General features: G+C 40.2%; 25 protein-coding genes, 1 tRNA gene and 1 pseudogene. 16 read left to right on the top strand and 11 right to left on the bottom strand.

The genetic code is table 11. The features are described from left to right. Window positions 1-307: 307 nt before the first annotated feature. The 3 genes from ltrA to ABJK37_RS19280 form a co-directional block, all read right to left on the bottom strand. Window positions 308-1,972: a group II intron reverse transcriptase/maturase gene (ltrA, locus tag ABJK37_RS19270; protein WP_348357278.1), complete on the bottom strand. Its 1,665-nt coding sequence runs from the start codon at window positions 1,970-1,972 to the stop codon at window positions 308-310. A gap of 1,133 nt (window positions 1,973-3,105) precedes the next feature. Then, window positions 3,106-4,758 carry a chaperonin GroEL gene (groL, locus tag ABJK37_RS19275; RefSeq protein WP_348357280.1) on the bottom strand — a complete coding sequence of 551 codons (1,653 nt, stop codon included), beginning with the start codon at window positions 4,756-4,758 and terminating at the stop codon, window positions 3,106-3,108. A 37-nt stretch (window positions 4,759-4,795) separates the two neighbouring features. Further along, window positions 4,796-5,086, bottom strand: a complete 291-nt coding sequence (locus ABJK37_RS19280; protein ID WP_007622844.1) for a co-chaperone GroES — start codon at window positions 5,084-5,086, stop codon at window positions 4,796-4,798. 264 nt (window positions 5,087-5,350) lie between these two features. Here ABJK37_RS19280 and ABJK37_RS19285 point away from each other — a divergent pair, with 264 nt between their 5' ends. Then, window positions 5,351-6,238 (top strand): MipA/OmpV family protein, encoded by an 888-nt coding sequence (locus ABJK37_RS19285; RefSeq protein ID WP_348357283.1) that lies wholly within the window; start codon window positions 5,351-5,353, stop codon window positions 6,236-6,238. A gap of 70 nt (window positions 6,239-6,308) precedes the next feature. Here ABJK37_RS19285 and ABJK37_RS19290 read toward each other — a convergent pair whose 3' ends face one another. Then, window positions 6,309-7,124, bottom strand: coding sequence for a hypothetical protein (locus ABJK37_RS19290; RefSeq protein WP_348357285.1), 816 nt, complete (start codon window positions 7,122-7,124; stop codon window positions 6,309-6,311). Between the two features lie 392 nt (window positions 7,125-7,516). Between ABJK37_RS19290 and ABJK37_RS19295 the strand changes: the two genes are divergently transcribed. After that, window positions 7,517-7,593 (top strand) — tRNA-Arg (locus ABJK37_RS19295). Between the two features lie 157 nt (window positions 7,594-7,750). Here the strand turns inward: ABJK37_RS19295 and ABJK37_RS19300 are convergent. Beyond that, a complete protein-coding gene (locus ABJK37_RS19300) occupies window positions 7,751-8,182 on the bottom strand; it encodes a GNAT family N-acetyltransferase (protein WP_348357287.1) in 432 nt (143 codons plus the stop codon). Window positions 8,183-8,433: 251 nt separating this feature from the next. Here ABJK37_RS19300 and ABJK37_RS19305 point away from each other — a divergent pair, with 251 nt between their 5' ends. Further along, complete coding sequence (locus tag ABJK37_RS19305) at window positions 8,434-8,787, top strand: type II toxin-antitoxin system RelE/ParE family toxin (RefSeq protein WP_348357289.1); 354 nt, start codon at window positions 8,434-8,436, stop codon at window positions 8,785-8,787. Next, a complete protein-coding gene (locus ABJK37_RS19310; RefSeq protein ID WP_348357291.1) occupies window positions 8,784-9,074 on the top strand; it encodes a Fis family transcriptional regulator in 291 nt (96 codons plus the stop codon). Before ABJK37_RS19305 ends, ABJK37_RS19310 begins: the two co-directional genes overlap by 4 nt. A 979-nt stretch (window positions 9,075-10,053) precedes the next feature. Here ABJK37_RS19310 and ABJK37_RS19315 read toward each other — a convergent pair. Beyond that, window positions 10,054-11,358: an aminotransferase class V-fold PLP-dependent enzyme gene (locus ABJK37_RS19315; RefSeq protein ID WP_348357293.1), complete on the bottom strand. Its 1,305-nt coding sequence runs from the start codon at window positions 11,356-11,358 to the stop codon at window positions 10,054-10,056. 456 nt (window positions 11,359-11,814) lie between these two features. Here ABJK37_RS19315 and ABJK37_RS19320 point away from each other — a divergent pair, with 456 nt between their 5' ends. Next, the gene (locus ABJK37_RS19320) at window positions 11,815-14,235 is read left to right on the top strand and encodes a TonB-dependent receptor (RefSeq protein ID WP_348357295.1); all 2,421 of its coding nucleotides are present in this window, start codon (window positions 11,815-11,817) and stop codon (window positions 14,233-14,235) included. A 329-nt stretch (window positions 14,236-14,564) separates the two neighbouring features. On the opposite strand, the gene ABJK37_RS19325 is transcribed toward ABJK37_RS19320, so the two are convergent. Continuing rightward, window positions 14,565-14,705 carry a hypothetical protein gene (locus ABJK37_RS19325; protein WP_348357297.1) on the bottom strand — a complete coding sequence of 47 codons (141 nt, stop codon included), beginning with the start codon at window positions 14,703-14,705 and terminating at the stop codon, window positions 14,565-14,567. A gap of 70 nt (window positions 14,706-14,775) precedes the next feature. Between ABJK37_RS19325 and tnpA the strand changes: the two are divergent. The 4 genes and pseudogenes from tnpA (at window position 14,776) to rplI (ending at window position 17,079) form a co-directional block, all read left to right on the top strand. Next, window positions 14,776-15,180, top strand: a pseudogene (gene tnpA / locus ABJK37_RS19330) (IS200/IS605 family transposase). Window positions 15,181-15,963: 783 nt separating this feature from the next. After that, a complete protein-coding gene (gene rpsF / locus ABJK37_RS19335) occupies window positions 15,964-16,383 on the top strand; it encodes a 30S ribosomal protein S6 (protein ID WP_348357300.1) in 420 nt (139 codons plus the stop codon). Beyond that, window positions 16,383-16,610, top strand: coding sequence for a 30S ribosomal protein S18 (rpsR, locus tag ABJK37_RS19340; protein ID WP_215927140.1), 228 nt, complete (start codon window positions 16,383-16,385; stop codon window positions 16,608-16,610). Before rpsF ends, rpsR begins: the two co-directional genes overlap by 1 nt. A gap of 16 nt (window positions 16,611-16,626) precedes the next feature. Continuing rightward, complete coding sequence (gene rplI, locus ABJK37_RS19345) at window positions 16,627-17,079, top strand: 50S ribosomal protein L9 (protein ID WP_215927142.1); 453 nt, start codon at window positions 16,627-16,629, stop codon at window positions 17,077-17,079. A 77-nt stretch (window positions 17,080-17,156) separates the two neighbouring features. Here rplI and ABJK37_RS19350 read toward each other — a convergent pair whose 3' ends face one another. Further along, a complete protein-coding gene (locus ABJK37_RS19350; protein WP_348357303.1) occupies window positions 17,157-17,687 on the bottom strand; it encodes a DUF5655 domain-containing protein in 531 nt (176 codons plus the stop codon). A 16-nt stretch (window positions 17,688-17,703) separates the two neighbouring features. Beyond that, window positions 17,704-18,339 carry an MOSC domain-containing protein gene (locus ABJK37_RS19355; RefSeq protein ID WP_348357305.1) on the bottom strand — a complete coding sequence of 212 codons (636 nt, stop codon included), beginning with the start codon at window positions 18,337-18,339 and terminating at the stop codon, window positions 17,704-17,706. 98 nt (window positions 18,340-18,437) lie between these two features. Between ABJK37_RS19355 and ABJK37_RS19360 the strand changes: the two genes are divergently transcribed. Genes ABJK37_RS19360 through ABJK37_RS19370 form a run of 3 tightly spaced genes read left to right on the top strand, consistent with a single transcriptional unit; the run spans window position 18,438 to window position 20,473 of the window. Continuing rightward, window positions 18,438-19,004 (top strand): sigma-70 family RNA polymerase sigma factor, encoded by a 567-nt coding sequence (locus ABJK37_RS19360; RefSeq protein WP_348357307.1) that lies wholly within the window; start codon window positions 18,438-18,440, stop codon window positions 19,002-19,004. Then, window positions 18,997-19,497: a hypothetical protein gene (locus ABJK37_RS19365; protein WP_348357309.1), complete on the top strand. Its 501-nt coding sequence runs from the start codon at window positions 18,997-18,999 to the stop codon at window positions 19,495-19,497. Before ABJK37_RS19360 ends, ABJK37_RS19365 begins: the two co-directional genes overlap by 8 nt. A gap of 25 nt (window positions 19,498-19,522) precedes the next feature. Further along, window positions 19,523-20,473, top strand: a complete 951-nt coding sequence (locus ABJK37_RS19370; protein ID WP_348357311.1) for a DUF4097 family beta strand repeat-containing protein — start codon at window positions 19,523-19,525, stop codon at window positions 20,471-20,473. Window positions 20,474-20,564: 91 nt separating this feature from the next. Here the strand turns inward: ABJK37_RS19370 and ispB are convergent, their stop codons facing one another. Continuing rightward, a complete protein-coding gene (ispB, locus tag ABJK37_RS19375) occupies window positions 20,565-21,536 on the bottom strand; it encodes an octaprenyl diphosphate synthase (RefSeq protein ID WP_348357313.1) in 972 nt (323 codons plus the stop codon). Window positions 21,537-21,790: 254 nt separating this feature from the next. On the opposite strand from ispB, the gene rplU reads away from it, so the two are divergent. The 4 genes from rplU (at window position 21,791) to folA (ending at window position 24,294) form a co-directional block, all read left to right on the top strand. Beyond that, a complete protein-coding gene (gene rplU / locus ABJK37_RS19380) occupies window positions 21,791-22,102 on the top strand; it encodes a 50S ribosomal protein L21 (protein ID WP_215927157.1) in 312 nt (103 codons plus the stop codon). Between the two features lie 15 nt (window positions 22,103-22,117). After that, window positions 22,118-22,372, top strand: a complete 255-nt coding sequence (gene rpmA, locus ABJK37_RS19385) for a 50S ribosomal protein L27 (RefSeq protein ID WP_007622901.1) — start codon at window positions 22,118-22,120, stop codon at window positions 22,370-22,372. A gap of 138 nt (window positions 22,373-22,510) precedes the next feature. Beyond that, entirely contained in the window at window positions 22,511-23,668 is a 1,158-nt protein-coding gene (gene cgtA / locus ABJK37_RS19390; RefSeq protein WP_348357316.1) for an Obg family GTPase CgtA, read from the top strand. A gap of 104 nt (window positions 23,669-23,772) precedes the next feature. After that, a complete protein-coding gene (folA, locus tag ABJK37_RS19395; RefSeq protein WP_348357318.1) occupies window positions 23,773-24,294 on the top strand; it encodes a type 3 dihydrofolate reductase in 522 nt (173 codons plus the stop codon). On the opposite strand, the gene ABJK37_RS19400 is transcribed toward folA, so the two are convergent. Then, window positions 24,269-24,796: a hypothetical protein gene (locus ABJK37_RS19400; protein WP_348357320.1), complete on the bottom strand. Its 528-nt coding sequence runs from the start codon at window positions 24,794-24,796 to the stop codon at window positions 24,269-24,271. The genes folA and ABJK37_RS19400 overlap by 26 nt on opposite strands. Between the last annotated feature and the right edge of the window lie 126 nt (window positions 24,797-24,922).

A 24,922-nucleotide genomic window follows, 5' to 3' on the forward strand; every position in this document is an offset into this window, starting at 1 on the left:
AACTAGTCACGTGATTAGTTTAAAGCAACGGATAAGATCTATAATTTCATTAACTGATACTATTGTTATTCAACTGCTAATAGCACGCAGATGCCGCTTTTAACGTGGACGTACACGACGAAACGTGACACCGCCACCATTTCGATTAATAGTTTAAAGTTCTACCAAACTTGCAGTTTTTTTAAGGTGATTTCCGTAAACACCCAGTTAATTACGTTATTTCAATTTATCCTTAAGCCACCGTATCATTAGTGACAATTGAGCTTGATATGCTCACCTCTTTATATATGCCCTTTTGTACTGAAAATCAATCCTTTGTTTGTATTACATGCAATTGCCTGTGGCAGTTAGGGTGCAACAACACTAAGTTACTCATTTCATCACTACCACCCTTTACCTTTTCAACAATATGGTGAATATTCCATTCTGTTGTCTTCGTAATTGGGTGGCGGCACATGGCACAACATTGCTGCTGTCTGAGCCAAAGCATTAACAAAATTCGTTTACCTTGCATTGAATCTCTCCAAATTCGCTCTTGGCGCTTTTCAAAGTATTCCTCAAATGCTAAATCATACGGATTTGCTTCTGCTTTCATCTTAATGTGTCGCTTTATCGGTATATCATTGGTGTACGTTAACCTAACAACTCTATCGTCAGGAACAATACCCGAAAACGTCCAGTTTCTTGGTCCCACTGATTTAAAGTACTTAGCTTTAATCCAGCGTTTCTGACGATTATTATGTCGTCGTCGGCACCATTGCCACAGAAGTTTCCACACCCGATAATCCACATAATTAAAAGTTTCCTTCGCCACAATATGACGATGGTAGTTAGCCCAACCCCGAAGAATTGGATTTAACTGACTAATAAGCAACCCTGCTGTAATAGTCTTTTGCCTTTTAACTATATCGCGAACCTTCCCAAGCACACTTTTTACGCTTTTACGGCTAGGCTTGATTAACATCTTGCCATTGCTGTATTTTCGTAAATTCTGCCCAAGAAAATCAAACCCATCATTGATATGCGTTATCACCGTTTTCTCTGGTGACAACGTAAGCCCACGTTCCGCCATAAAGGCTTCAACAATGGGCTTAACTTCATTTTCTAATATCTCTTTCGAGATACCTGTAATAATAAAGTCATCCGCGTACCTCACATAATTGACCTTGGTCTTGTAGGCGGCTTTAGTATTCTTCCTCCCAAAGTGGGAATACAACACCTCTTCCAAACCATCAAGCGCCAAATTAGCCAATACAGGAGAAATAATTCCCCCTTGTGGCGTACCTGCATTCGTTGGGTTTAACTTACCGAATTCAATAAATCCCGATTTCAGCCATTTACTAAGTACTTGTTTATCCAACATTACGTTGGCAAGTAACCAGTCGTGACTGATGTTATCAAAGCAGCCCTTGATATCTCCCTCTAACACCCACTCTGCCGAGCTTTTACGACTTAAATTGACAAAACATTGTTCTATCGCATCAGCCGTAGAGCGCATTGGTCGAAAGCCATAGCTATTTCGATCTGCGGTGGTTTCCGACACTGGTTCCAAAGCTAACAGAAATAACGCCTGCATAGCCCTATCTAACATTGTCGGTATTCCTAAAGGGCGACGTTTACCGTTACTCTTTGGAATGTAAATCCTTCGCAGCGGCTTAGGTTTATACCCATGCCGTTTTAACCGAAAAATAGCCTGCCATTTACAATTTGGCGTACCCCATAACTCCCTATCAACACCAGCAGTCCTTTTGCCTCGATTCTCAGTTACCCGTTTAACAGCTAAACATTTAGCCGCAAACGAGCGCACCAACATGCGTTGTAAGGCTTTCACCCTACGCCACTGTTGTTGCTTAGTCGCCTTCGCGATCCGTACTTGTAGCCCTCTCACCTGAAGCTCAACTGAGTACCAATTAATGGTATGCCAGCTTTGCGCCTGATGGGAGAACGCAGGTACAACAAATGCCGTACTCATCTTGCTTTTCTCCTGTTAGTTATAATCCAACAAGAACAAGACGTAATTATCCCCTAACGGGAAGAATTATTTCTTATCCCGTTAGGATCAAATTAAAGACGGCTTTACACGTCTATCTCACGATTAAAGACCAGTTGAAAGTCAGCACCATTTCTGGCTAGTGCATTTCGCACCTATCTAAATCATTACAATTTAGCATTCGCTTTTTCCAACCTCCTTTACCCACTTACTCAACAGTTCACCTTACGGATCCCCTGCTCAATAATGTTTAAACTACAAACATATTAAGCGAATAATTGGGCTTACCGAGTTCCATCAAAGTTACATAAACAACTTAGGCTCTGCCTGTCCACCGACGACTGTATGACGACGTATTTCCAGATGTAAAAGAAATAACCAGCCGCGCACCTTTTGGTTTAAGCGTATCAATAACATTTCGCTTATTGCGGTTGACGGTGTTTATCAGCAGTTCACGTACGTTAACCCTATTGTTTAGCCTAGCTCTCAGCCCGTTTATTATTAACAGACTATATTAACTCTCACGAGTTTAAATACTGCTTTCACAGAGATACATTGTTAGGAAGCTTCGCACAAAACCGTTACCAGTAATGCACTATCCCTAGGCTACAACCTGTCGTAAGGTTGGTCTCACTAACATATAAATGAATATGCTGAGACAATAACTCTAATGGCTTACGCCAGTAGGTCTACTTTAATCGAAACTGAAAACGTTTCTTTCAATAACAATAACGAATCAATACTCCTAAGGAGAAACTGATACAAATTGCTTTCAATTTTGACGCGAAAAATTACATATAAACCGATTTTCTACTTAGTAAACTGATGAAGATCAGTTATTTTACTCTATAGTTCGCTGATAGAAATCGCGATTTACTGACGGTAAAATCAGTTTGGCTTATACTAAACTCTTGCTTTTTTGATCGATGACTGAATGTCTCGTTTACAATTGTAAAACACAATTGCACGACCACTTCTAAAAGAAGTGTCCGGCATTTGGTCTTACCCCCGAATGCCGGAGTCGATTACTATATTTGCAGGTAGGTGAGTGAATGTGTTAGCATTCACTTACGGTGTAGCCTGCTAGGTTAGTGACCTACACGACTCTCGTCGCACTACATCATGCCGCCCATGCCACCCATTCCGCCCATGCCGCCCATATCAGGCATTGCAGGAGCAGCTGCTTCATCTTTAGGTGCGTCAGCAATCATCGCTTCTGTAGTAATCATCAAGCTTGCGATTGATGCAGCAAACTGAAGAGCTGAACGAGTCACCTTAGTTGGGTCAAGAATACCCATGTCTAACATGTCACCGTAGGTATCGTTGCCGGCATTGTAACCGTAGTTACCTTCACCATTTTTAACTGCGTTAGTCACTACAGATGCTTCTGCACCGGCGTTAGCAGCGATTTGACGAAGCGGTGCTTCCATCGCACGTAGTGCTAATTTGATACCGTGAGTTTGGTCTTCGTTGTCGCCTTCTAGATCGCCTACTTTAGCTGCAGCGCGAACCAATGCTACGCCACCACCTGCTACTACGCCTTCTTCAACGGCAGCGCGAGTTGCGTGAAGTGCATCTTCAACACGGTCTTTTTTCTCTTTCATTTCAACTTCAGTGGCAGCACCTACTTTGATGACTGCTACACCGCCAGCTAGTTTAGCTAGGCGCTCTTGAAGTTTTTCTTTGTCATAGTCAGAAGTAGACTCTTCGATTTGACCACGGATTTGCGCAACGCGACCTTTGATTGCGTCTTCGTCGCCAGCACCGTCAACAACAGTAGTGTTGTCTTTGTTGATAACAACACGTTTAGCCGTACCTAGGTCTTCTAGGGTCACTTTTTCAAGCTCAAGACCGATTTCTTCAGAAATCACTGTACCACCAGTTAGTGTAGCGATGTCTTGAAGCATAGCTTTACGACGGTCACCAAAACCAGGTGCTTTAACAGCAGCCACTTTAACTATGCCACGCATGTTGTTTACTACTAGTGTTGCTAGGGCTTCGCCTTCAACGTCTTCAGCAATAATTAACAAAGGCTTAGAGGCTTTTGCTACTGCTTCAAGAGTGGGCAACAATTCACGAATGTTAGAGACTTTTTTGTCTACTAAAAGCATGAAAGGGTTGTCTAGTTCAACCGTGCCATTTTCTTGGTTGTTCATGAAATAAGGTGATAAGTAACCACGGTCGAATTGCATACCTTCAACAACGTCTAATTCGTTTTGTAAAGATTGACCTTCTTCAACAGTGATAACGCCTTCTTTGCCTACTTTGTCCATTGCTTCAGCGATTAGGTCGCCTACTTCTGAATCAGAGTTAGCAGAGATAGTCCCTACTTGAGCGATAGCTTTGCTGTCGGCACAAGGTACAGAAAGGGCTTTTAGTTCTTCAACTGCAACAGTAACCGCTTTATCGATACCGCGCTTAAGATCCATTGGGTTCATGCCCGCAGCAACTGATTTTAAACCTTCAGCAACAATGGCTTGAGCTAGAACAGTTGCAGTAGTGGTTCCGTCACCGGCTTCGTCATTTGCTTTAGACGCCACTTCTTTCACCATTTGTGCGCCCATGTTTTCGAACTTATCTTCTAATTCGATTTCTTTGGCTACTGATACACCATCTTTAGTGATAGTTGGGGCACCAAATGATTTGTCTAGTACTACGTTGCGGCCTTTAGGACCTAGGGTAACTTTTACTGCGTTAGCAAGAACGTTAACGCCTGCTAACATTTTTACGCGAGCGTCATCAGAAAAACGTACTTCTTTAGCTGCCATGATAATTATTCCTCTAAAATTCTGTTAATGGATGGAGTTATTCAACTACTGCTAGAATGTCGCTTTCGCTAAGGATAAGCACTTCTTCGCCGTCTAACTTTTCAGTTTTCACGCCATATCCATCGTTAAAGATTACGATGTCGCCAATTTTTACGTCGACTGCTTTTACGTCGCCGTTGTCTAGCACACGACCATTACCCACAGCGATAACTTCACCGCGAGTTGATTTTTCTGCTGCAGAGCCTGTCAATACGATGCCACCTGCAGATTTGCTTTCTTGTTCGTGACGCTTAACGATAACGCGATCGTTTAAAGGACGAATTGCCATTTTCAAATCTCCTGAAAATTCCAATGTTAATGATATTTTATGCCTTCTATTTAAAGGCGCTGATTAAGCAGAAGACTCATCGTCTGCTTAGAATTCTGTTGTAATAGAACTTTGTTCTGCGTCCAGAGATGGGGTTGGTAGAAGTGATCTCAAGGCTTTTTTTATAAAAAAGTGAAATAAATGCGATGTTTTCTAGCATAAATTTGACATAGGATAGGAAGCCTATCCGTTTAGTATTAATAGCGCTTATTTTAAGGATTAATTTTGGCAGTAGAACATAGTCGACTTTGTTTAGTGAAATATTGGCTTGTTATAGCGATCGTTACCTTAAGTGGCAACGTCAAAGCACAACAAGAAATTTCTCTAGAAGATGATATGCGCCCTGTTTGGGAAGCGGGTATATTCGCAGCGGCGTTTAATGCGCCAGAATATCCAGGGGCAAATAAAAACCAGACGAACGTGATCCCTTCTCCATATTTTGTATACCGTGGCAAAACCTTACGCATTGGTGATGGTTCTATCGCTAGGGCTGTGGCCGTTGATAAAAGTTGGTATGAATTGGATTTGTCGTTGTCTGCGTCGTTTGGCGCTGACTCTGATGAAAACCTAGCGCGCAGCGGCATGCCAGACTTAGATTTTATTTTTGAACTTGGGCCGCAGCTTAAAATGCGTTTGTCCAAGTTTGATTTTGCGGATCACGGCCGAGGTGAGTTATTTGTTAATTTGCAAACTCGTGCAGCGTTTTCTACTGACTTTTCTAGTATTAACAAGCGAGGGTATGTATTTCAGCCAGAGTTTATTTATCGCCAAAAGGGCTGGTTAAGCGAAAAAACTGCTTTATCCATCGGTTTATCACCTACTTGGGCCAGCGAAAAATTACATGACTATTTCTATCAAGTTGACCAAGAGTTTGCGACTGAGCAACGCCCTGCCTATGATGCAAAAGGTGGCTACTTAGGTACACGTTTATTGCTTAGTGTATCTTTCAACGCCACAGAAAACATCAGGATGTTTGTTGGCACTAGTACATCAATGCATACAGGAGCGGCGAATGAAGATAGTCCATTATTTTTAGATAAAAACACTTACTCAGTGGGTGTTGGTTTGGTGTGGAGGTTGTTAGAAAGTGAAGAGAAGGTGTCGGGCAGATAGTTAAGGCGAGGCGTATTAAGGTTTTCAATATGCCTCACCGAAAATAATTGGGGGATGTTTTTAGTTTGTTTTAGAGTAACTCAAGATCACTCAATGTATAGTTTGCTGCATCACATGCCTCAGTACCCGCATCAATAAAGTATTGTTCAAACATCCCGGAATCATTAAAGGTTGGTAATTTAGTAGGCTCACCGCTACTTAAGCCCGCTGCCACTGGCATGAGTTTTAACCTTAGCTGCAAATCAGTGAACAGTTCATCTAAGGTATGATAATCCGCAATGTTACTTAAAAAAGTGTCGTTGTCTAAGTCGTAAACAGAATTAATTGCGTCATCTACTACCTTAATAGTGACCGTTGGAGTAGGGGCAAAAGTCGGGCAATCACTAAAATTCATGTGAAATCGAAATTGATAACTCGCAGTTTTATTGGCTTGCCAAATAGTCGACTGCTCATCCAGTTGGTTAAGTAGTCCATTCTTTTTTGAATCCGAAATCACATCATATTCGCAATGCTCGTCAAATTGAGCGTCTGGCAGAGTAGATAATCTTGAAAAGCCTAGCGATTCTGCCGAAGATAAATCCTTAAAATGAATGGTAAAGATATTTATAGAGCCTGTTTGCGCCCCGCACGACTGAATATAATTCATACCATCACTTCCCTTTTGGGCGCAGTGCAATTCGATGTCTTCATCAATTAACAATTTTCCGTGGGTTTTTACAGAAATTGCGCTGCTATCTTCGCAACTAATGGCTTGATCGTCTTGGAATACGCGTACGTGATGTTCGCCGTTAAGGAGAAAGATCTCGTCGTTACAGCCCGTTAAACTCGCACACATGAACGCGGCTGTTAATGCAGATAGTGCAGAAAATGCAGATTGTTTTGTCATTGGTATTCCTATTAGGTAAAAAGTAGCGACCTAAATAGTAATCACCCTAACTCAGTATTTCTGCTGCGATTTGATACCTATTGTAAACAAATGCAACTCGCTGCAGCTCGGTTGTTATAAAGCATGTAGTTATGCTTACAAGAATATCGATAGCGGTTCTATCTTAGTAGGCTGGTTTAAACTTTAGAATGGTTATGGCTGTCATTTCGGGTGAAAATCTCGCAGCGTGACTCGTTGATTAGTAGCCGTTTAAAAAATAACCAAAAGTAACAATGTAATGTTTGCCTTGGCTTTGCCAAGAAAACTAAGGAATTTATTTAATTTTATTTTGATTTAGGAATAGTGCTGGAACAAGACTAAAGTTATGCTAATATCCTTCGCTCATCTGCATAGCGCCTATAGCTCAGCTGGATAGAGTAACTGGCTTCGAACCAGTTGGTCGGGAGTTCGAATCTCTCTGGGCGCACCAGTTTTCCCTATATAACAACGATTTAACCTTTCTGTGTTTCAATCAATATTTACTTCTGAATGATCAAGGGTGTCTTGATTATCAGGTCTTTTGATTAAGTCGCGAATCATCACTATGCCTTTCAAGATCTCGATGCAAACAAAATCTAGCTGACTGGTTATTGTTGCGTTGACATATGAAATTCTAGTTTATCTTCATCATAAACTGTGAAACCCAAACGTTCATAAAGGTGTTTTGCGGGATTGGCTTTTAGTACGTGAAGTTCCACATGTTTTGAATTGGTATTGGCTAACTCAATAAGATATTCAACTACTTCTCGACCAATGCCTTGCCTTTGATATTTAGCTTGAATTTGCAATTGCATCACAAAAATTTTATCTACTTGGTTGAGGTATTTCACCATCCCAACTATTTCTTCGCCGACTTTGATCAGATGACAATCTTCAAAATGGATCAATACACGTTCTAAATGCCCAGAGTCGTCCATAAACCAGCCTGCCTCATCAAGGTGTTCGCTCATGGTTTGCTTTCGTAAACGCATTAGGAAATCTATGTCATCGTCGGTGGCGCTTCTTAATTTAAAAGTCATCGGAGTTCGTTATTGTTGGCTATGTTTTCATTCTATCGTAACGGGGTTAATAAACAAAAAAGCCAAGGTATTTCGATTTAAACACTTTGTAATCGATGATGCATAATGTGCCATGAAAATAGAATTAAGATGTGTGTCCTATTAAAGGTTTCCTTCATCCAATTATTTGCTCATTAATGGAATGCTAAATATGCGTTTGCATAATTAATTACAATTGAATGTCTGTACCAAAAATGGTACTTTTTTTTGTAATGAAGAAAAAAGCACTAGAGCGAGTTGAAGATAAATTTTACAAGAATAAGGTGGGTAATGAGCCTGTTCGCGATTGGCTACTTGGTTTAGATAAGAAAGATAGAGTGAGTATTGGAGCCGATATCCAGACAACTGAATATGGTTGGCCAATAGGAATGCCTACTTGTAGACCTATGGGAAATGGACTTCATGAAGTTAGAACCAGTTTAACGAACAATCGTATTGCTCGTGTTCTTTTTATTATTTATAGAAACAATTTAATTTTATTACACGGATTTATCAAGAAAACTGAAGCTACCTCAAAAGCAGATTTGGACTTGGCAAAAACGCGTAAGAAGGAAGTAGAAAAATGACAGTAAATAATCATGTAGGCTCAACGTTCGATGATTTTCTAGAAGAGACTGGTGAATTAGTCGAAGTTAATGCTATTGCTATAAAGCGTGTCATTGCTTGGGAAATCAGCGAAAAAATGCGAATAGAGCATATATCTAAAATAAAAATGGCTGAAAAATTAGAAACTAGTCGTTCTGCGCTTGATCGTTTATTAGATCCTACCAACACATCCATAACCTTGAATACTCTAGATAATGCTGCTAGAGCTATTGGTAAAAAAATCAATATTCAATTAGTGTCTGTATAAAATAGTTGAATGGTGCGTAGTCAGGGACTCTATAGAGACACGCACGTTAATTATTGTCGAAGCCATTCAAAACTCTTAGTCGGTAAAGCGCATGTCGCGCGGCCGGTGCTCTTGATCTACTCTCGACTGTATGTTCGCCAATTATCTGTTCACTTTTGACACATCATGAGGGCACTGATACTGACTGATGTAAATACTCCAAGTTGATCAATCACACGTCCTTGATGATAGGCACCCAAGCTCGACGTCCTTGTCGAGCTGTTCAACTGGACGAAGCTGTGCTTCTAAAAAGTCCAGTTTCACCCTAAAAAAGCGAACAACATATCTTGGAGAGAGGCCTCTTTCTTGGCTGTTGACCAAAAATTTAAAATTAACGTGCGTGTCCTGCTAATTTTCACTGCTAATTCTCAAAGGCATGCGCTAGCGCTTACTGACATCCTTGTCAGTTTTTGACTCGAATCCCTTCGAGCCAGTTACTCTTTTTATAAAGTGCATCCTTGCACTTTACCTTCAGGCCAGCTAAAGCTGTTCCCTATTTATCCCGTAAATAGGGTCAACAGCAAAAAAGAGTAACCAGACAAAATGGTCTGGAACCATTTTGAACATCTGCAAGATGGCCCGAAGGGCTAAGTACAGGACGTTCTTTGTAAAATGCCGCTCGCTACCAAAGTTCTTAACCGCACAAAAAGACTTATTTTAGGGCGCCAACCGCGTTGTCGCTACAAATGTGTCCATCCAACTTTCGCTCAAATGGCATCCCGCGCGGCGTCCGCATGCCATTTGCCCCTAAAATAAGCCTTTTTGTGCTGAAACTTTAAATGCGGGAGCCACAGCAGTGGCGGCGCCACCTAAGAAAAAAGCACCGGCTTTGCCGACAGAGAATTTTGGATGGCTTTGCCATTAATTAACATGCGTGTCCTGTTAATTTTCTGTTAATTTTCTGCTGTATAAAGATTGACTTGCCCTAAGTGATTATAAATTATCGTATCTTTTTGAGCGCTTGAATAAGTTGCAATAAATCATCAGCTCGATTGAATACTTGAGGGGTGATCCTTATGCATGCACCACTATATAAGCCTTTGCGTATTACTGTAAAAATACCAAAATCATGTTCAAGTTTTTGCTGAAGTTGTTGAACCTCGGCTATCGACGTTTTACCCGCGAGTCGAAATGAACTCATGCCAGTCGCAGACGCATTATCTTTTCCGCCAAGAACTTCTATATGTGACAAGTTTTGTGCTTCAGAAAACCAGATGTTACGCAGATATTTTAATCGTTCTTGTTTATTTTGTTCACCGATTGCTTGATGAAAATCAAGGGCAGCAGGTATAGCAAGCATGGCCGCAAAGTTAGATGTGGCCGTGTGAATGCGAGTATAGGCCTTATTATTATCAGGATCTTTTTCGCCTGGATACGGCGCTATTTTACCTAATGAACCTCGGCGCATGTATAAGGCCCCCACCCCAACAGGTGAACCTATCCACTTGTGTAAGTTAAAACCTGCCCAGTCAACATTTAAATCGTTGATTTTATAATCTATTAATCCCCATGATTGAGCACAGTCACAGATAACATCAATTCCACGCTTTTTAGCTTCGTTGACTACTTCTTTGACTGGTATGATTAAGCCATGTTGATTACTGACATGTGTGATAAGCATCAGTTTTAAATTAGGGTTAGCATCAAACGCATTGAAATATAGCTGTTTAATTTGCTGCTGATTAGCAAAAGTAGGTAATACTATTTCGACAGGTTGTACTGCTTGATCTTGCTCTAACCATTGCATGGCTGTTTTGAAACTCGGGTAATCGACATCAGCGATTAATATCGCATCGTTAGGTTTTAAGCCTTGATATTGTCTTATCAGATTGTGCACGGCTTCAGTTGCGTTTCGGGTTAATATAATCTCTCCATCTTCTGTCCCTAATGCCTGCGACACCCGCTCAATAGCATGTTTTACATCACCATAAAAGTCTTTACGGGCATAAAAAGAATTTTGCTGATTGACCATTTTTGTTGCTTTAATATAAGCATCTTGTACTGGTTTGGCCATTTTTCCCCAATAACCATGTTCTAAATTAATAATTCCTTGAGTGCGATCATAGTAATTGGCGATTTCCTGCCAAAACTTTTCATCACTTGCTAGAGAGTGGGCAGAGGTGTTTTCAGGAATACTCGGCATATTTTTTGTTGATTGAGCCAACCCTTTTGTAGAGATAACAGCGATGCCCGCAGCCAAACCTGTTAACACCGAACGACGAGAAACAATGGGCGAATGTGACATAATATGATTCCTAGAATGATCGAATAATTTAAGTAATCTGAACTCGGGTTAACAAGTGTCGTAGTAGTTAAATTTATACTTAAAATTCAATTTGTTACAAATAAACGTTTATTTTAATTTACTTTAACGCTTACTCGATGACGAAATTTCTCGTGGATAGCAAGGCAGTTTTTCGTACGCAATAGCTTGCTATTGTTAGAAAATCCAACGCCGCTAGGCGCAAAAAAAAGCGTTATTGAGAGGCTCGGCTTATCCCGAGCTCAGGTTAAGTATAAAGCTGACTATTAAATAACATTATGATGGATGGATATGATTGTTTAATGAATAAAATGTGTCATCTAAATTATCAGGTATGAATGTTTGATGATGTCTTAAATACTTCATTAACTTGTCATTTAGAACTGACAGAGTGCGCCCTCAATTTAAATATTTAATCTATTTTTAATAGGGTCGTATATGTTTGTTCCAAAAAATATTTCTCGTTTAGTACATTTATGCTGTGGGCTAACTACTGTTTTTCCGGCAGTGTCTTATGCTCAAGCAAATGAAGAGTCATTGGTTATGGAAAGCCTTATTGTAACAGGGACACGTAGAGCAGAAAGAACATTATTTGATTCAAGTGCGCCGATCGATGTACTTGAATCACAAGCTATAACGAATACAGTGTCAGAAGATTTAACCGATACGTTAGCACAGCTTATCCCTTCTTATAAAGTACAGCGGTTACCTATGGCTGATGGACAGGTTTTTGTACGCCCAGCTACGCTGCGTGGTTTATCTCCTGATCATACTTTAGTGATGATTAATGGTAAGCGTCGCCATCGTTCTGCTTTGTTAGGAGGTAACGGTGCCCAAGGACCAGATTTAGCTCAGATACCTAGTTCAGCAATTAAACGTATTGAAGTTTTACGTGACGGCGCCTCAGCACAATATGGTTCGGATGCTATTGCGGGGGTGATTAATATTATCTTAGATGACAGCGCTAACCTTAGTGGTTTTGGCCAATATTCACAGTACAGTGAAGGTGACGGAGAAAACACTCGATTAGGGATTAAAGGTGGAACAGCATTAGGTGATGATGGTTTTATGACCGCCACTTTTGAATATACTGATGCGAATAAAACGTCTCGTAGTCGTCAGCGCCCAGATGCCATTGAATTTGTAACTAATCATCCTGAAGTTGATGTACCTAACCCAGTGCAAAATTGGGGGCAACCTGAAAGCGAGTCTATTCGATTTATGTTTAACTCTGGCTTGGGGTTAACTAAATCAGTCTTAGCTTATTTGTTTGGCTCTTATGGCTCAGGTGAAGGTGTGTCAGATTTTAACTGGCGAAATCCTGACTCAACCAGTGCTTTTAATCTTACTGATGTTTTTCCTGATTTTGATCTTCGTGACACCTATCCTGCTGGTTTTTCTCCCCAATTTGGGCAAGAAGATACTGACAGCTCGTTAACCGGAGGCGTTAAAGGTGAATGGTCAAATGGCCTGCGCTGGGATTTGAGCGCAGGCTATGGCAGCAATGAGATAGCATACAATATGTCTAATAGTATTAATGCTTCATTAGGCCCAAACAGCCCAACCAGTTTTGATATTGGGACTTTAAGTCAAAGCGAATTAAATGTTAATTTGGACTTCAATTATGCATTTCAACTTGCTTCTATGTTTGACATGACAAGTGTGGGATTTGGCTTGGAGCGTCGTAAAGAAACCTATGAGGTTAAAGAAGGTGAATTGGCTTCTTATCAAATAGGTCCAGGTGCATCAGTAGGCTTGCCTTCTGGCTCTAATGGTTTTCCGGGCTTTAGCCCTGAACAATCGGGTGAGTCAAGTCAAAGCAGTTCGTCAATTTATATTGATGTGGAATTACCTTTCAGTGAAAGCTTTACTTTAGGTATGGCTGCACGTTATGAAAACTTCTCTGAATACGGCACCGGTACCACAACAGGTAAACTCTCTGGTCGCTATGAATTAAATGACAACCTTGCTTTAAGGGCTACTTTATCTACAGGCTTTAGAGCCCCAACTCCGGCGCAGTTATTTAGCGAACGCACTTATCAGGGATTAGATACCGTTACTTTAAATATTTTTACTAATGGACGTTTCTCCCCTGAAGGAGAGGTTGCTAACATAATATCAAACAGAGATGATGTAGATATCCAACAGCTTGATTCTGAAGACTCCACCAATTTTAGTGGTGGTATTGTTTATCGAAATGCCGGTGGGTTTAATTCTTCAATAGATTTTTACCAAATCGATGTTGATAATAGATTTGGTACGTCGCAAACCTTTACTTTGACTGCTGAAGAGAGACAAGAATTAATTGCATTAGGCGTACCTGGAGGAGAAGGTATAACTGGCGTGAGTTTCTTCCAGAATGACTTTGATACTCGTTCTCGTGGAATGGATTTGGTCGTGGGTTACACTTCATCTGTTGCCGATGGGCAAATCAATTTATCAGCTTCGTTTAATCATAATAAAACAGAAGTGTTAAACGGCTCTTTGGTTGGGAATGATACCACTCGTATTCGTTTCGAAGAAAATCTCCCCAAGAACACAGCTAACTTTACCGCTAATTATACTCTTGGCGAGTTAGCGTTTATGGCTAGAATTAGGTACTACGGAGAATGGACTGATTACTCTTTTAATTCCGATGGTGATATTCATCAGAAGTTTGGAGGGGAATTTTTCACCGATCTGTCTGCAAATTATCAGATAACACCAGTATTATCAGTTCGTTTGGGCGCTGAAAATATTTTTGATGCTTATCCAGATGAAGCTGATTATCAAGCTAATCGTGGTCTGATTTATTCACGTAATGCGCCATACGATACGGACGGCCGTAATGTTTATATAAGAATGAATTTCAGTTTGTAAAAATTTTTTATTATATTTACTTTTCATTAAAACGGTTCTATTTAGGACCGTTTTTTATTTATGTTGTAAGAGTTATAGTATTTTAATCATTGTTACTTTTATCAGGTTAACTATTTAACCTGAATACTGGATAAGCCGAACCTCTCGATAACGCTCTTTTTGTGCCTAGCGGCGTTGGATTGTCTAGCAATAACACGTTATTACGTACGACAATCCGCCTTGCTATACACGAAAAATTTCGTCACCGAGTAAGCATTCAGTTGGGGGATTTTGGCGAGTGTGGTTAAGTTATTGAATTATATTGTTAAATTTAGTTTGGACGATACTTCTTATCCAGAACTCAGGTTATTTAATTGTGCATTTCTACTATCTTCAAAATCAGCATCAATAATATCATCATCGTTGGCGCTATCATTTGCTTGTTGAGCTTGTGGCTGCTCAGCTTGTTGTGCTTCGGCCAAACTTGTCATTGAAGTTTGCACCGTATGAATTAATTGATCAGCCTGATTACGTTGTTCAACTAACTCACGTTTTTGCTTAATGTATCACTTTGTTTGGATACCCAAATATCGACATAAAGTGTTTATGGAGTCTTATCGCGAAGCGATGAAAGCGATTATTCGCAAGATAGGTTATGACTACGATATTGATATTCAAGAGCTAGAAATTCCAGATGATCCCATTCATATGGTGATAAAAGGAGATCCTAAGTTGGCTCCTAGCCAAGTAATGTAAGTGGTTAAAAGTATTTCAGCTAGAGAGTTTTTCAAATTGTACCCAGAGATAAAAAGAAAATATTTTTGGGGTGGCAAACTTTGGACACAAAGTTATTTTGTTGAAACGATTGGTAATGCTAATGAAGAAACAATTAGGAAGTATGTGCAGAACCAACTAGCCGAGCTTGATCTCAAAGAACAATACGCCAAACAGTTGGGTCTGTTTTAAACTCGGTCGCTTGCGGCCGATTCTTTTATTTTATATATCAGTAAGTGAAATATCCATGATTGATTTCTTGACTGCTAACAATTTAATGTCGTTTATTTGCCGAATATTGATTGGTTTGTAACTTCACTATATTAGTAACAAATATATTAAAGGCTTGCGACTATTGAATTATATTTAAGTTAACTCATTAATTCGATAAAACTGTTTGTATTGTTATTCCTGCATGTGTAGTTAGCAGAAATCTATTTTCAGCTGCTTGATGCTGCAACAATCTGGGCCACTCTGTTTATTCTGCTTTTGGTGTGCGAAGCACATGCTTTTGATTTTGTCGCGACTCAAAGCTCGCTATTTTTTATTAAAAACTCAATAGGACAATTGGCATGGATAGCCAATTGAGTGGTGTTTTGTCGGGAACAAATCAGCACGGCCTTTTGAGTTTATAAAAAATAGAATAAGAGCTTTGTTAGAGGCCGGCTTCTTTTGCTTACTTTTCTTAGCTGTTGAAGAAAAGTCAGTCGAGCCGCAGGGACGAGGCTTGAATAAAGTCATGGATGACGGTAAGCGAAGCGCATGCTCTATGGCGCAGCCATGCTTGGTTCGCGAAGCGAATAACTCCTGCGTACGCAGTACATGCCTTTCTCTTTTAAAAACACAAATAAACCTTGTACAAAAAGCCCAGTTTATATACAATCCGCGCCGCTTAAATCAGTCACTAATTTTAGTTCCTTGTCTCTATATAGTTTGACTGTGCTATCGAGGCTACAACCGTGAGGAGCAACATACATGCGTCATTATGAAATCGTATTTATGGTTCACCCTGACCAGAGTGAACAAGTTCCAGGTATGATCGAGCGTTATACTGGAATTCTTACCCAAGAAAGCGGGGTTATTCACCGCTTGGAAGATTGGGGCCGTCGTCAATTGGCTTACCCAATCGATAAACTTCATAAAGCACACTATGTTTTAATTAACGCTGAAGCAACTGCTGAAGCTGTTGAAGAACTAGAAACTGCTTTCCGTTTTAATGATGTTGTTTTGCGTAACCTAGTTATGCGTACTAAAGCTGCTGTGACTGAACAGTCTCCAATGGCTAAAGAAGAACGTCGTGAAAAACGTGAAGAAAAATCATATGACAAGCCAGCCGCTGCTCCTGCTACAGAAGCACCAGCTGAAGCTGCAGACGCACAAGAAGGAGACGAATAATGGCTCGTTTTTTCAGACGTCGTAAGTTCTGTCGTTTTTCTGCTGAAGGTGTTGCTGAGATTGATTACAAAGACATCGCAATGTTGAAAAACTACATCACTGAAAGTGGTAAAATTGTACCTAGCCGTATCACTGGAACTAGCGCGAAATATCAGCGTCAGTTGTCAACTGCAATTAAGCGTGCGCGCTTCTTGGCGTTGCTTCCATATACTGATTCTCACAAGTAATCGATAGGTAGCAAAGATGGAAATCATACTATTAGACAAGATCGCAAACCTAGGCGGCTTGGGTGACAAAGTCACTGTAAAATCAGGTTACGCGCGTAACTTCTTGTTCCCACAAGGTAAAGCAGTTCCCGCTACTAAAGTAAACGTTGAAAAATTTGAACAGCGCCGTGCTGAGTTGGAAGCAAAAATTGCTGACCAACTAGCTGCAGCACAGGCTCGTGCAGATAAAATTGCTGGTTTAGGTGAAGTAACTATTGCTTCTCCTGCGGGTGATGAAGGTAAGTTGTTTGGTTCTGTCGGTACTCGCGACATAGCTGCTGCAATTACTGCTGCTGGTGTTGAAGTTTCTAAATCTGAAGTTAAATTACCTGTTGGTACTTTACGTGAAACTGGCGAATTCGATATCGATTTGCAAATTCACTCAGAAGTGACTACCACTATCAAGTTGATTATCATTCAAGAAGCTTAATCGCCTTTTGAGTATTAATTAAAAAACACCGCTAATTTTAGCGGTGTTTTTTTATGTCTGTTGTTACCGTTATTTCACTACTTCGCTTGTTCATACGCGGCTTTAAGCCACTGCATCAATTCATCGTCGATTTGACCTATTTCGGTAATTTGTACTCTATGGCTGCACATAGTCCCAAACGGGCCAGATGATTCAAGTCTATCTGTAAAAGGAGTGTCATTTAGTTTCAAACCTAAATCGATACGCTTTTTAGTTGAAGGTTGAATAAGTGCGAATTGCCTTTTAACCCTTAAGCTTACTGCCGATTTTTTAGGGGCGACGTCGATATCTGCTCCCAATTGGGTGATGGCTGCCAGCATCTTATCAAATATAGGTTTCAGGTTCTCTTTACCTCTATACTGGTTAACAACTAAATCATCAGCGTCAAATGAAGCGGCATCGGCTTCTCGAAATTTCAAAGTAATGAAATTTGCGAAGCCATGGGTAATGCCATGTTCCTTTTTAAGAAAAGTCATATATTCGCCATGTTTACTAAAGGACTGTTGGGCCAATAACTGTTTCCACTGTTGTAATGTTCTACCTGTCTTTTCTAGTAAATTTTGTTCCATGATTTGTCTCTCTGTATTAAGCCAAATGGTATTTTTTTTGTAGTCGACTTTGCCATTGCGGGTCAAGTCCAACAGCGTGAATTGCGAGTTCAGTTGTTTGATTATCAGCCTGCCCATGAATAACCTTAAGCATAGTATCTATCGTAATATGTGGGTTAGGCTGTTGTTGCAGTTGAAATTCATCATGGATAGTGATCTCGCCGCTTTGTAAGACTCGGTAGTACCAACCATTTAGCCTTTTTTCGCTGATAAAGCGATTTAAATCGGGTTGTTTGAATTTTGCGTCTATTTTCCAACAAGGTATACGCGGTGAACTCACTTGTATTATGGCTGTGCCTAAGTTGTAGATATCGCCGATACATACGTTGTGTTCATTCATCTCTTGGGCACTGAGGTTTTCGCCTATCATTCCAGGTTTAGCTTTACGATGTAAAAGTGGATATCGTTTGATGATTTTTTCATAACTTCTTAAGGCATATTGATGCAGCGCTTTTTCTGGTCCGCCATGAAAACGTTTGTCTGCTTGAATGTCGCCTTTAATGCCTAGTTCATCCACAGAAACTTGGTTAACTGATTGCTTATAAATACCAGTCGCACTGCGTTTTTCACCAATGTGATTTAATTTTCCAGTATATAACCCAATGACTTTCATAATTATTCCCACTAATTATATTTTTTATTTTTGTGCTTTAAACCTTTGTGATTTACTCTGCGACTAATCTTTTAACACAACAAGAATAAGACGTTAGATTGACTACACAAGGAAATGTCGTTGCTGCCCAACATAAGTTTGCCTCTCAAAGTGAGTGGGACTTAATAAAAGCTGTGCAGGGCGGAGACAAACAAGCATATAACCGATTGTATCAAGAATATATAGGGCAAGTGTATGGACTGTGTTTTCGGCTGACAGGTGAAAAAATGCTAGCAGAAGATGCAACACAGGAAGTGTTTATTCAGTTATGGCTAAAAATCGGTAATTTTAAAGGTGACAGTAAGTTTTCCACTTGGCTGCATACCGTCACCTCAAACATCACTATTTCTTACATACGCAAGCAAAAAGGTTGGTTGCAGAAGATGTTTAATATTGAAGACTCTGTTGCCATGAATACAGAGGCAGATGTATCTAGCAGTAGTGTTGATATTGAGAGTTATGTTGTAAGACTGCCTGAAAGAGCGAGGATCGTTTTTGTTCTACATGCTATTGAAGGCTATCGACATGAAGAAATAGCGTCGATGACGGATATGGCAGTGGGTTCAAGCAAAGCGCAATTTCACCGCGCCAAACAGTTGTTGAAGGAGTGGATGGGATATGAGTAAAGGTAATTTTGACAAGGCGTTAGCGGATCAGTTGGCGGACTTAGAGAAAGATCAACAACCGGATAGAGACTTGTGGCCAGGCATAGAGTTGGCATTGTCGAGTGACATTGCAGAGTCATCTCCTACAGTGGCGGGTAAAAAATTGTATTTGGTTGCAGCAACAGTTGCAGTCTTTGGTTTAATTGGCTGGTTATCGATTAATCAGCAAGAGGTTTCGTTAACCGGTGATGAGTTAGTTGCGTCATTAAGTGCACAGCATCAAAAGCAAAAAAATGCACTTTTGGTCAGATTTCAAGACCAACCAGCGCTAACTCAAAATTGGCAGACGCAACTTACGGAATTAGATGATGCAGCAGAAGCCATAAAAATGGCTTTGGAAAATGAGCCAAACAACATGGCGTTATTAAAGATGCTGCAAAGTGTGCATCAACAACAAATTAATTTAATTGAGCGCGTGCATTCACCAAAATGGCAACAGATGTCACAAATTTAAGTGCTGAAGTTTTAGGAGTAGAGAAATGAAAAAATTACTAATTTTTGCTGGATTGTTAGGCTTGAGCTGGGCTGTGCTAGCAGAGGAAAAGATTGACCGATCATTGGAGGTGTCAACAAAACCTTATGTGCAAATCGAACATGTAAATGGTTCTGCCAAAGTGACTTCTTGGGATAAATCCGAAGTAAGAGTGACAGGTACGTTAAGTGATAGAACTGAGAAATTTATCTTCGAGCAAGACGACAACGAAGTGCTAATTAAAGTCAAAATTAAGAATAATAAAGGTTGGGGTAATTGGGGCTCAGATGATGGTGACGAGTTAGAAATATTCGTGCCCCGTCAAAGTAAAGTGTATTACAGCGCTGTTAATGCCGACGTTGAAATAGAGCAGGTGCTTGGTGGCGCAGTGGTAGAAACTGTTAATGGTGCAATAGAAGCGAAAGAGTTAGCGGGTCGTATTCGTTTAGAATCAGTTAATGGTCGAATCTCCGCCGATAGTTTAGAAGGGGATGTAAAAATAAACACAGTAAACGGCGCGATTGATTCTCGGAGTTCTAAAGGAAAAGAAGACTCCTACGAGTCTGTAAATGGCGATATAGAAGTGACTAGTGAAAGTGGAGATATTAGGGTAGAAACCGTTAATGGTGATATTGAATTGGATCTTGGACAGGTTAACCAGTTGGATATGGATACGGTTAATGGTTCAATTGAAGCGCATCTAGAACTAGATAAAAACGGTGAGATTGAAGCGTCGTCTGTAGGTGGCTCGGTTTATCTATTTTTACAACGGGATGTTTCGGCAAGGTTTGATATTGAAGGTCATGCAGGTGGAAGAATTACCAATAATTTATCTGATGATAAAATGCAGAAAGCCAAATACGGACCGAATCGCTGGTTAAAGTTTTCTTTAAACGGTGGCAGCGCCAAAGTAAATGTATCCACTGTCAGTGGCAGAATTAAGTTAGATAAAAAATAATCACCTAAAAATGAAGTTCGAATTGGTTTTATCCTACTTCGAACTTTAGGGTAATCAATAAATGTTGTTGGGTGTGTTTGAATTAAATAACTTAAGCCGCACGCTCAACTGCAATTTGTGCTAACCCAATTAGTGCGGTTTTATAGTCAGAATCTGGTACAGCGTCTAAAGACTTGATCGCTTTCTCTGAAGCTTCGAGCGCAAGCTTTTTGGTATAATTTAATGCGCCTGTCTGCGCCATGGCCGCCATTATTTCAGTAAAGTGCTCTAAGCCATTTCCTGTTTCGATCGCTTCTTTTATCAAAGCTTGTTGCTGCTCAGTGCCATTCCACATTGCATACAATAGTGGTAGCGTGGGTTTGCCTTCGGCTAAGTCATCACCAACATTTTTCCCCATTTCTTCTGGATCTGCTGCATAGTCGAGGATGTCATCCACTAACTGAAATGCTGTACCTAAATATTTGCCATAGGCTTGCATGGCAAATTCAATTTCTTCATTTTGTTCAGTGAGCACGGCGGCGAGCAAAGTAGCGGCTTCAAATAGGCGAGCCGTTTTACTATAAATAACCTGCATATAACTTTCTTCGCTGGTCTCAGGGTCGTTGCAGTTCATTAATTGTAGAACCTCGCCCTCAGCTATCACATTAGTTGCGTTCGATAAAATTTCCATGACACGCATGCGTTGTAAACTCACCATCATTTGAAATGAGCGGGTATACAGAAAGTCACCGACTAAAACGCTGGCTTGATTGCCAAATACGGCATTGGCGGTTTCTTTACCGCGGCGCATAGTCGATTCGTCAACTACGTCGTCATGGAGTAGGGTGGCGGTATGAATAAATTCTATTATCGCCGCGAGAGTATGATGCTGAGTTGTCTTAATGTTAAGTGCTCTAGCAGCGAGTACAGTTAACAAAGGCCTTAAACGTTTGCCGCCACTATTAACAATATAAAAACCTAATTGATTAATTAAGGATACATCTGAATCAACTTGTTGTTGAATGAGGCCATTTACTGCCAGCATATCGTCATGAGCAAGTTGATTAATTGTTTCTAATTTCATACTGCCGTAATTACCTATTTCTAAATCTAATTCAGTTATGTGATGTTGTTCAGCACGTGGATTTTACAGATATTTATGGGGGTATCCAGTGCCACTTTGGCCCTGTAGAGCGAAAAACTTAGGACTAAACTAAAACGTTTGATATTTAACCAAATTAATTCAGGAATGTGCTTGATCGGTGGTATGTGTTCACGTACAATCCGCCGCCTGTTTTATGAATATAAGTGTCAAGTGACACAGTGCGGAGTTTAATTATGTACGCGGTTTTCCAAAGTGGTGGCAAACAACACCGTGTGGCTGAAGGTCAAACCCTTCGCCTAGAAAAAATCGAAGTGGCTCCAGGTGAGTCAATAGAATTTGATGACATCTTAATGGTTAGCAATGGTGATGATATTAAAATTGGTACCCCTTTTGTAAGTGGTAGCAAAGTTACAGCTGAAGTTGTAACTCATGGACGTGGCGATAAAGTTAAAATCGTTAAGTTCCGTCGTCGTAAACATTCACGTACCCAAATGGGTCATCGTCAGTGGTTCACAGAAGTGAAAATCACTGGTATTAGCGCTTAATAGGAGTAGTTACAAATGGCACATAAAAAAGCTGGTGGTAGTACTAACAACGGCCGTGATTCAGAAAGTAAACGCCTAGGTGTTAAGCGTTACGGTGGTGAATCAGTTCTAGCTGGTAACATTATTGTTCGTCAACGTGGTACTAAATTCCACGCTGGTAACAACATGGGTATCGGTAAAGACCATACTTTGTTTGCTTTATCTGATGGTAAAGTTCAGTTTGAAGTAAAAGGTCCAAAAAATCGTAAATTTGTGAGCATTGTTGCTTAATAAGTAATAGTTCATAGATTTTATAAAAGCCCCGCTTTATGCGGGGCTTTTTGTTGAAAAGCTAAAAAGTGAATCCAATTAAGAATGCAACAGACTATACTGGATTCAAATAAGTAACATTCAAGGTGTCATTGAGTAATGAAATTTGTAGATGAAGCTGATATCCGTGTTGATGCAGGAAATGGCGGTAATGGCGTAGTCGGTTTTCGCCGTGAAAAATACGTACCTGATGGTGGCCCTGACGGCGGCGATGGTGGTGATGGCGGTAGTGTCTATTTGGTCGCAGATGAAAACTTAAACACTTTGATTGATTACCGTTTTGAAAGATTTCACCGTGCTGAACATGGTAAAAAAGGTCAGAGTGCTAATTGTACTGGCAGAGGTGGCGCAGACTTAGAAATAAAAGTGCCAGTTGGAACCCGTGCAACTGATAGCGATACCGGCGAAGTGTTGGGTGATTTGACTAAACACAAGCAGCGCATGAAGGTGGCTCAAGGTGGTTATCATGGTTTAGGCAATGCACGTTTCAAAACCAGTACTAATCGCGCTCCAAGACAAAAAACTGATGGTACTCCTGGTGAAGTCAGAAATCTAAAACTAGAACTGATGTTGCTTGCCGATGTTGGTTTACTTGGTATGCCTAATGCCGGTAAATCTACTTTTATACGCAGTGTATCTGCTGCTAAACCTAAAGTTGCTGATTATCCGTTTACGACACTCGTACCCAACCTAGGTGTGGTGCGACTAGACTCAATGCGTAGCTTTGTTATTGCTGATATTCCAGGTTTGATTGAAGGTGCTGCAGAGGGAGCGGGTCTTGGGATCCAATTTCTAAAACATTTAGAGCGCTGTCGCGTGTTATTACATTTGGTCGATTTGATGCCTGCAGACGGATCAGACCCGGTCGAAAATGCTAAAGCGATCGTTGCTGAGCTGGAGAAATACAGCCCTAAGCTAGCGGCTAAACCACGTTGGTTAGTTTTCAACAAAGTCGATTTGTTACTTGAAGAAGAAGTCGATGAATTATGTGAAAAGATAGCCAACGCTCTTGAGTGGCAAGGTGAGTATTTCCAGATTTCTGCATACCAAAAAGTTGGGACGCAAGCTTTGTGCATGAAAACTATGGACTTTATTGAGGAAATGCCTGAAGAGGAAGAGGCTGAGGTTGAGGAAGAAACAGGTTTTAAATGGGATACTTATCACAAAGATACCATTGAAGATGCCTATGATAATGACGACTTCGACGATGATGATGACGACGACTCTGGTGTAGAAGTTATTTATACTAAGGGGTAGTTTAATTCTCAATAAAATACAAACGAGCCAGAAACGTATTTCTGGCTCGCTGTAATTCTTATATACTTCAAGTCATTCCTTTTCTTAAAAAGATCTCCCCCGATATGATGCAAATTTCAATGATTGCGGCAATGGCTAACAACAGAGTTATCGGCGCTAACAATGCTATGCCTTGGCACTTACCCGCAGATTTAAAACATTTTAAGAAAGTAACATTAGGCAAACCTATTATTATGGGCCGCAAAACTTACGCTTCAATTGGTAAAGCTTTGCCTGGTCGACTAAACATAGTGGTGAGTTCTGATCGCACTTTCAAATTGAGCGATGCGACAGTAGTTAATAGTTGTGAACAAGCTATTGAGGTGGCAGCTAATTATTGCGATGAGCAACAAATAGCATCTCCAGAAGTTATGATAATAGGTGGTGGCACCATTTATCAGCACTTTCTAGCCTTTTGTCATAGATTATACTTGACCGAAATAGATTTAGATGTAGAAGGTGATACTTACTTCCCTAACTACAAACTTGACTATTCATGGCAAGAACTAGCAAGTGAATCTTATCAATCAGAGCCATTAAATCCCTATGGTTACCGTTTTGTTACTCTTGTAAAACAGGCTGTTTAGGTTTCGATAATAAAGCGAAAGTATAAACATATCCGTAAATAGCTGTAATAAAAATGCTTGGCGCAACGGTTAGCCATAAGTTGGGAGTTTGGTTGAGCCAATTCACTCCAATTGCGATGCTAGTTTGTATCGAAATAGGCAATAAAGGCGCCAGCAAAGTACCAGGCACTACATTGTTGTTAAGGTATTTGGCAGAATTGTCTAGGGCATTTTTAAAGGTCTTAAAAATAGCAATATTTTGAGAGGTTTTAGAATGTACAGTACAGATAATGGGAACAACAAATACTAGGGATAAGTAACTTTCGCCGAATTTAGCAACCGATTTTTCCAAGATAAAAGTAAACAAAATGGTAATAGTCGCGCTTAGTGTGCCTTGTACTAATGCAGATCTAAGTACTAATGCCTGATTATCGGTTGCCATGCTGTTTGCCCAGTATGACCATGCAAAGTAAAAACTAAAGGAGACTATCGCTGAGATGATTAATCGTAAATTAGAATTCATAGAGTACATCTTTTAAAATTTAGATTAATCATACTTTGATAAATACTATCTCGCGAATGTTATGTGATTATGCGCTGAGTATTTTTGAGCTACAATACCTCTTCTTATTACTTCGATACCTTAGGA

It is taken from the genome of Paraglaciecola sp., from assembly GCF_039964565.1.
In the GTDB taxonomy this organism is placed as follows: Bacteria; Pseudomonadota; Gammaproteobacteria; order Enterobacterales; family Alteromonadaceae; genus Paraglaciecola.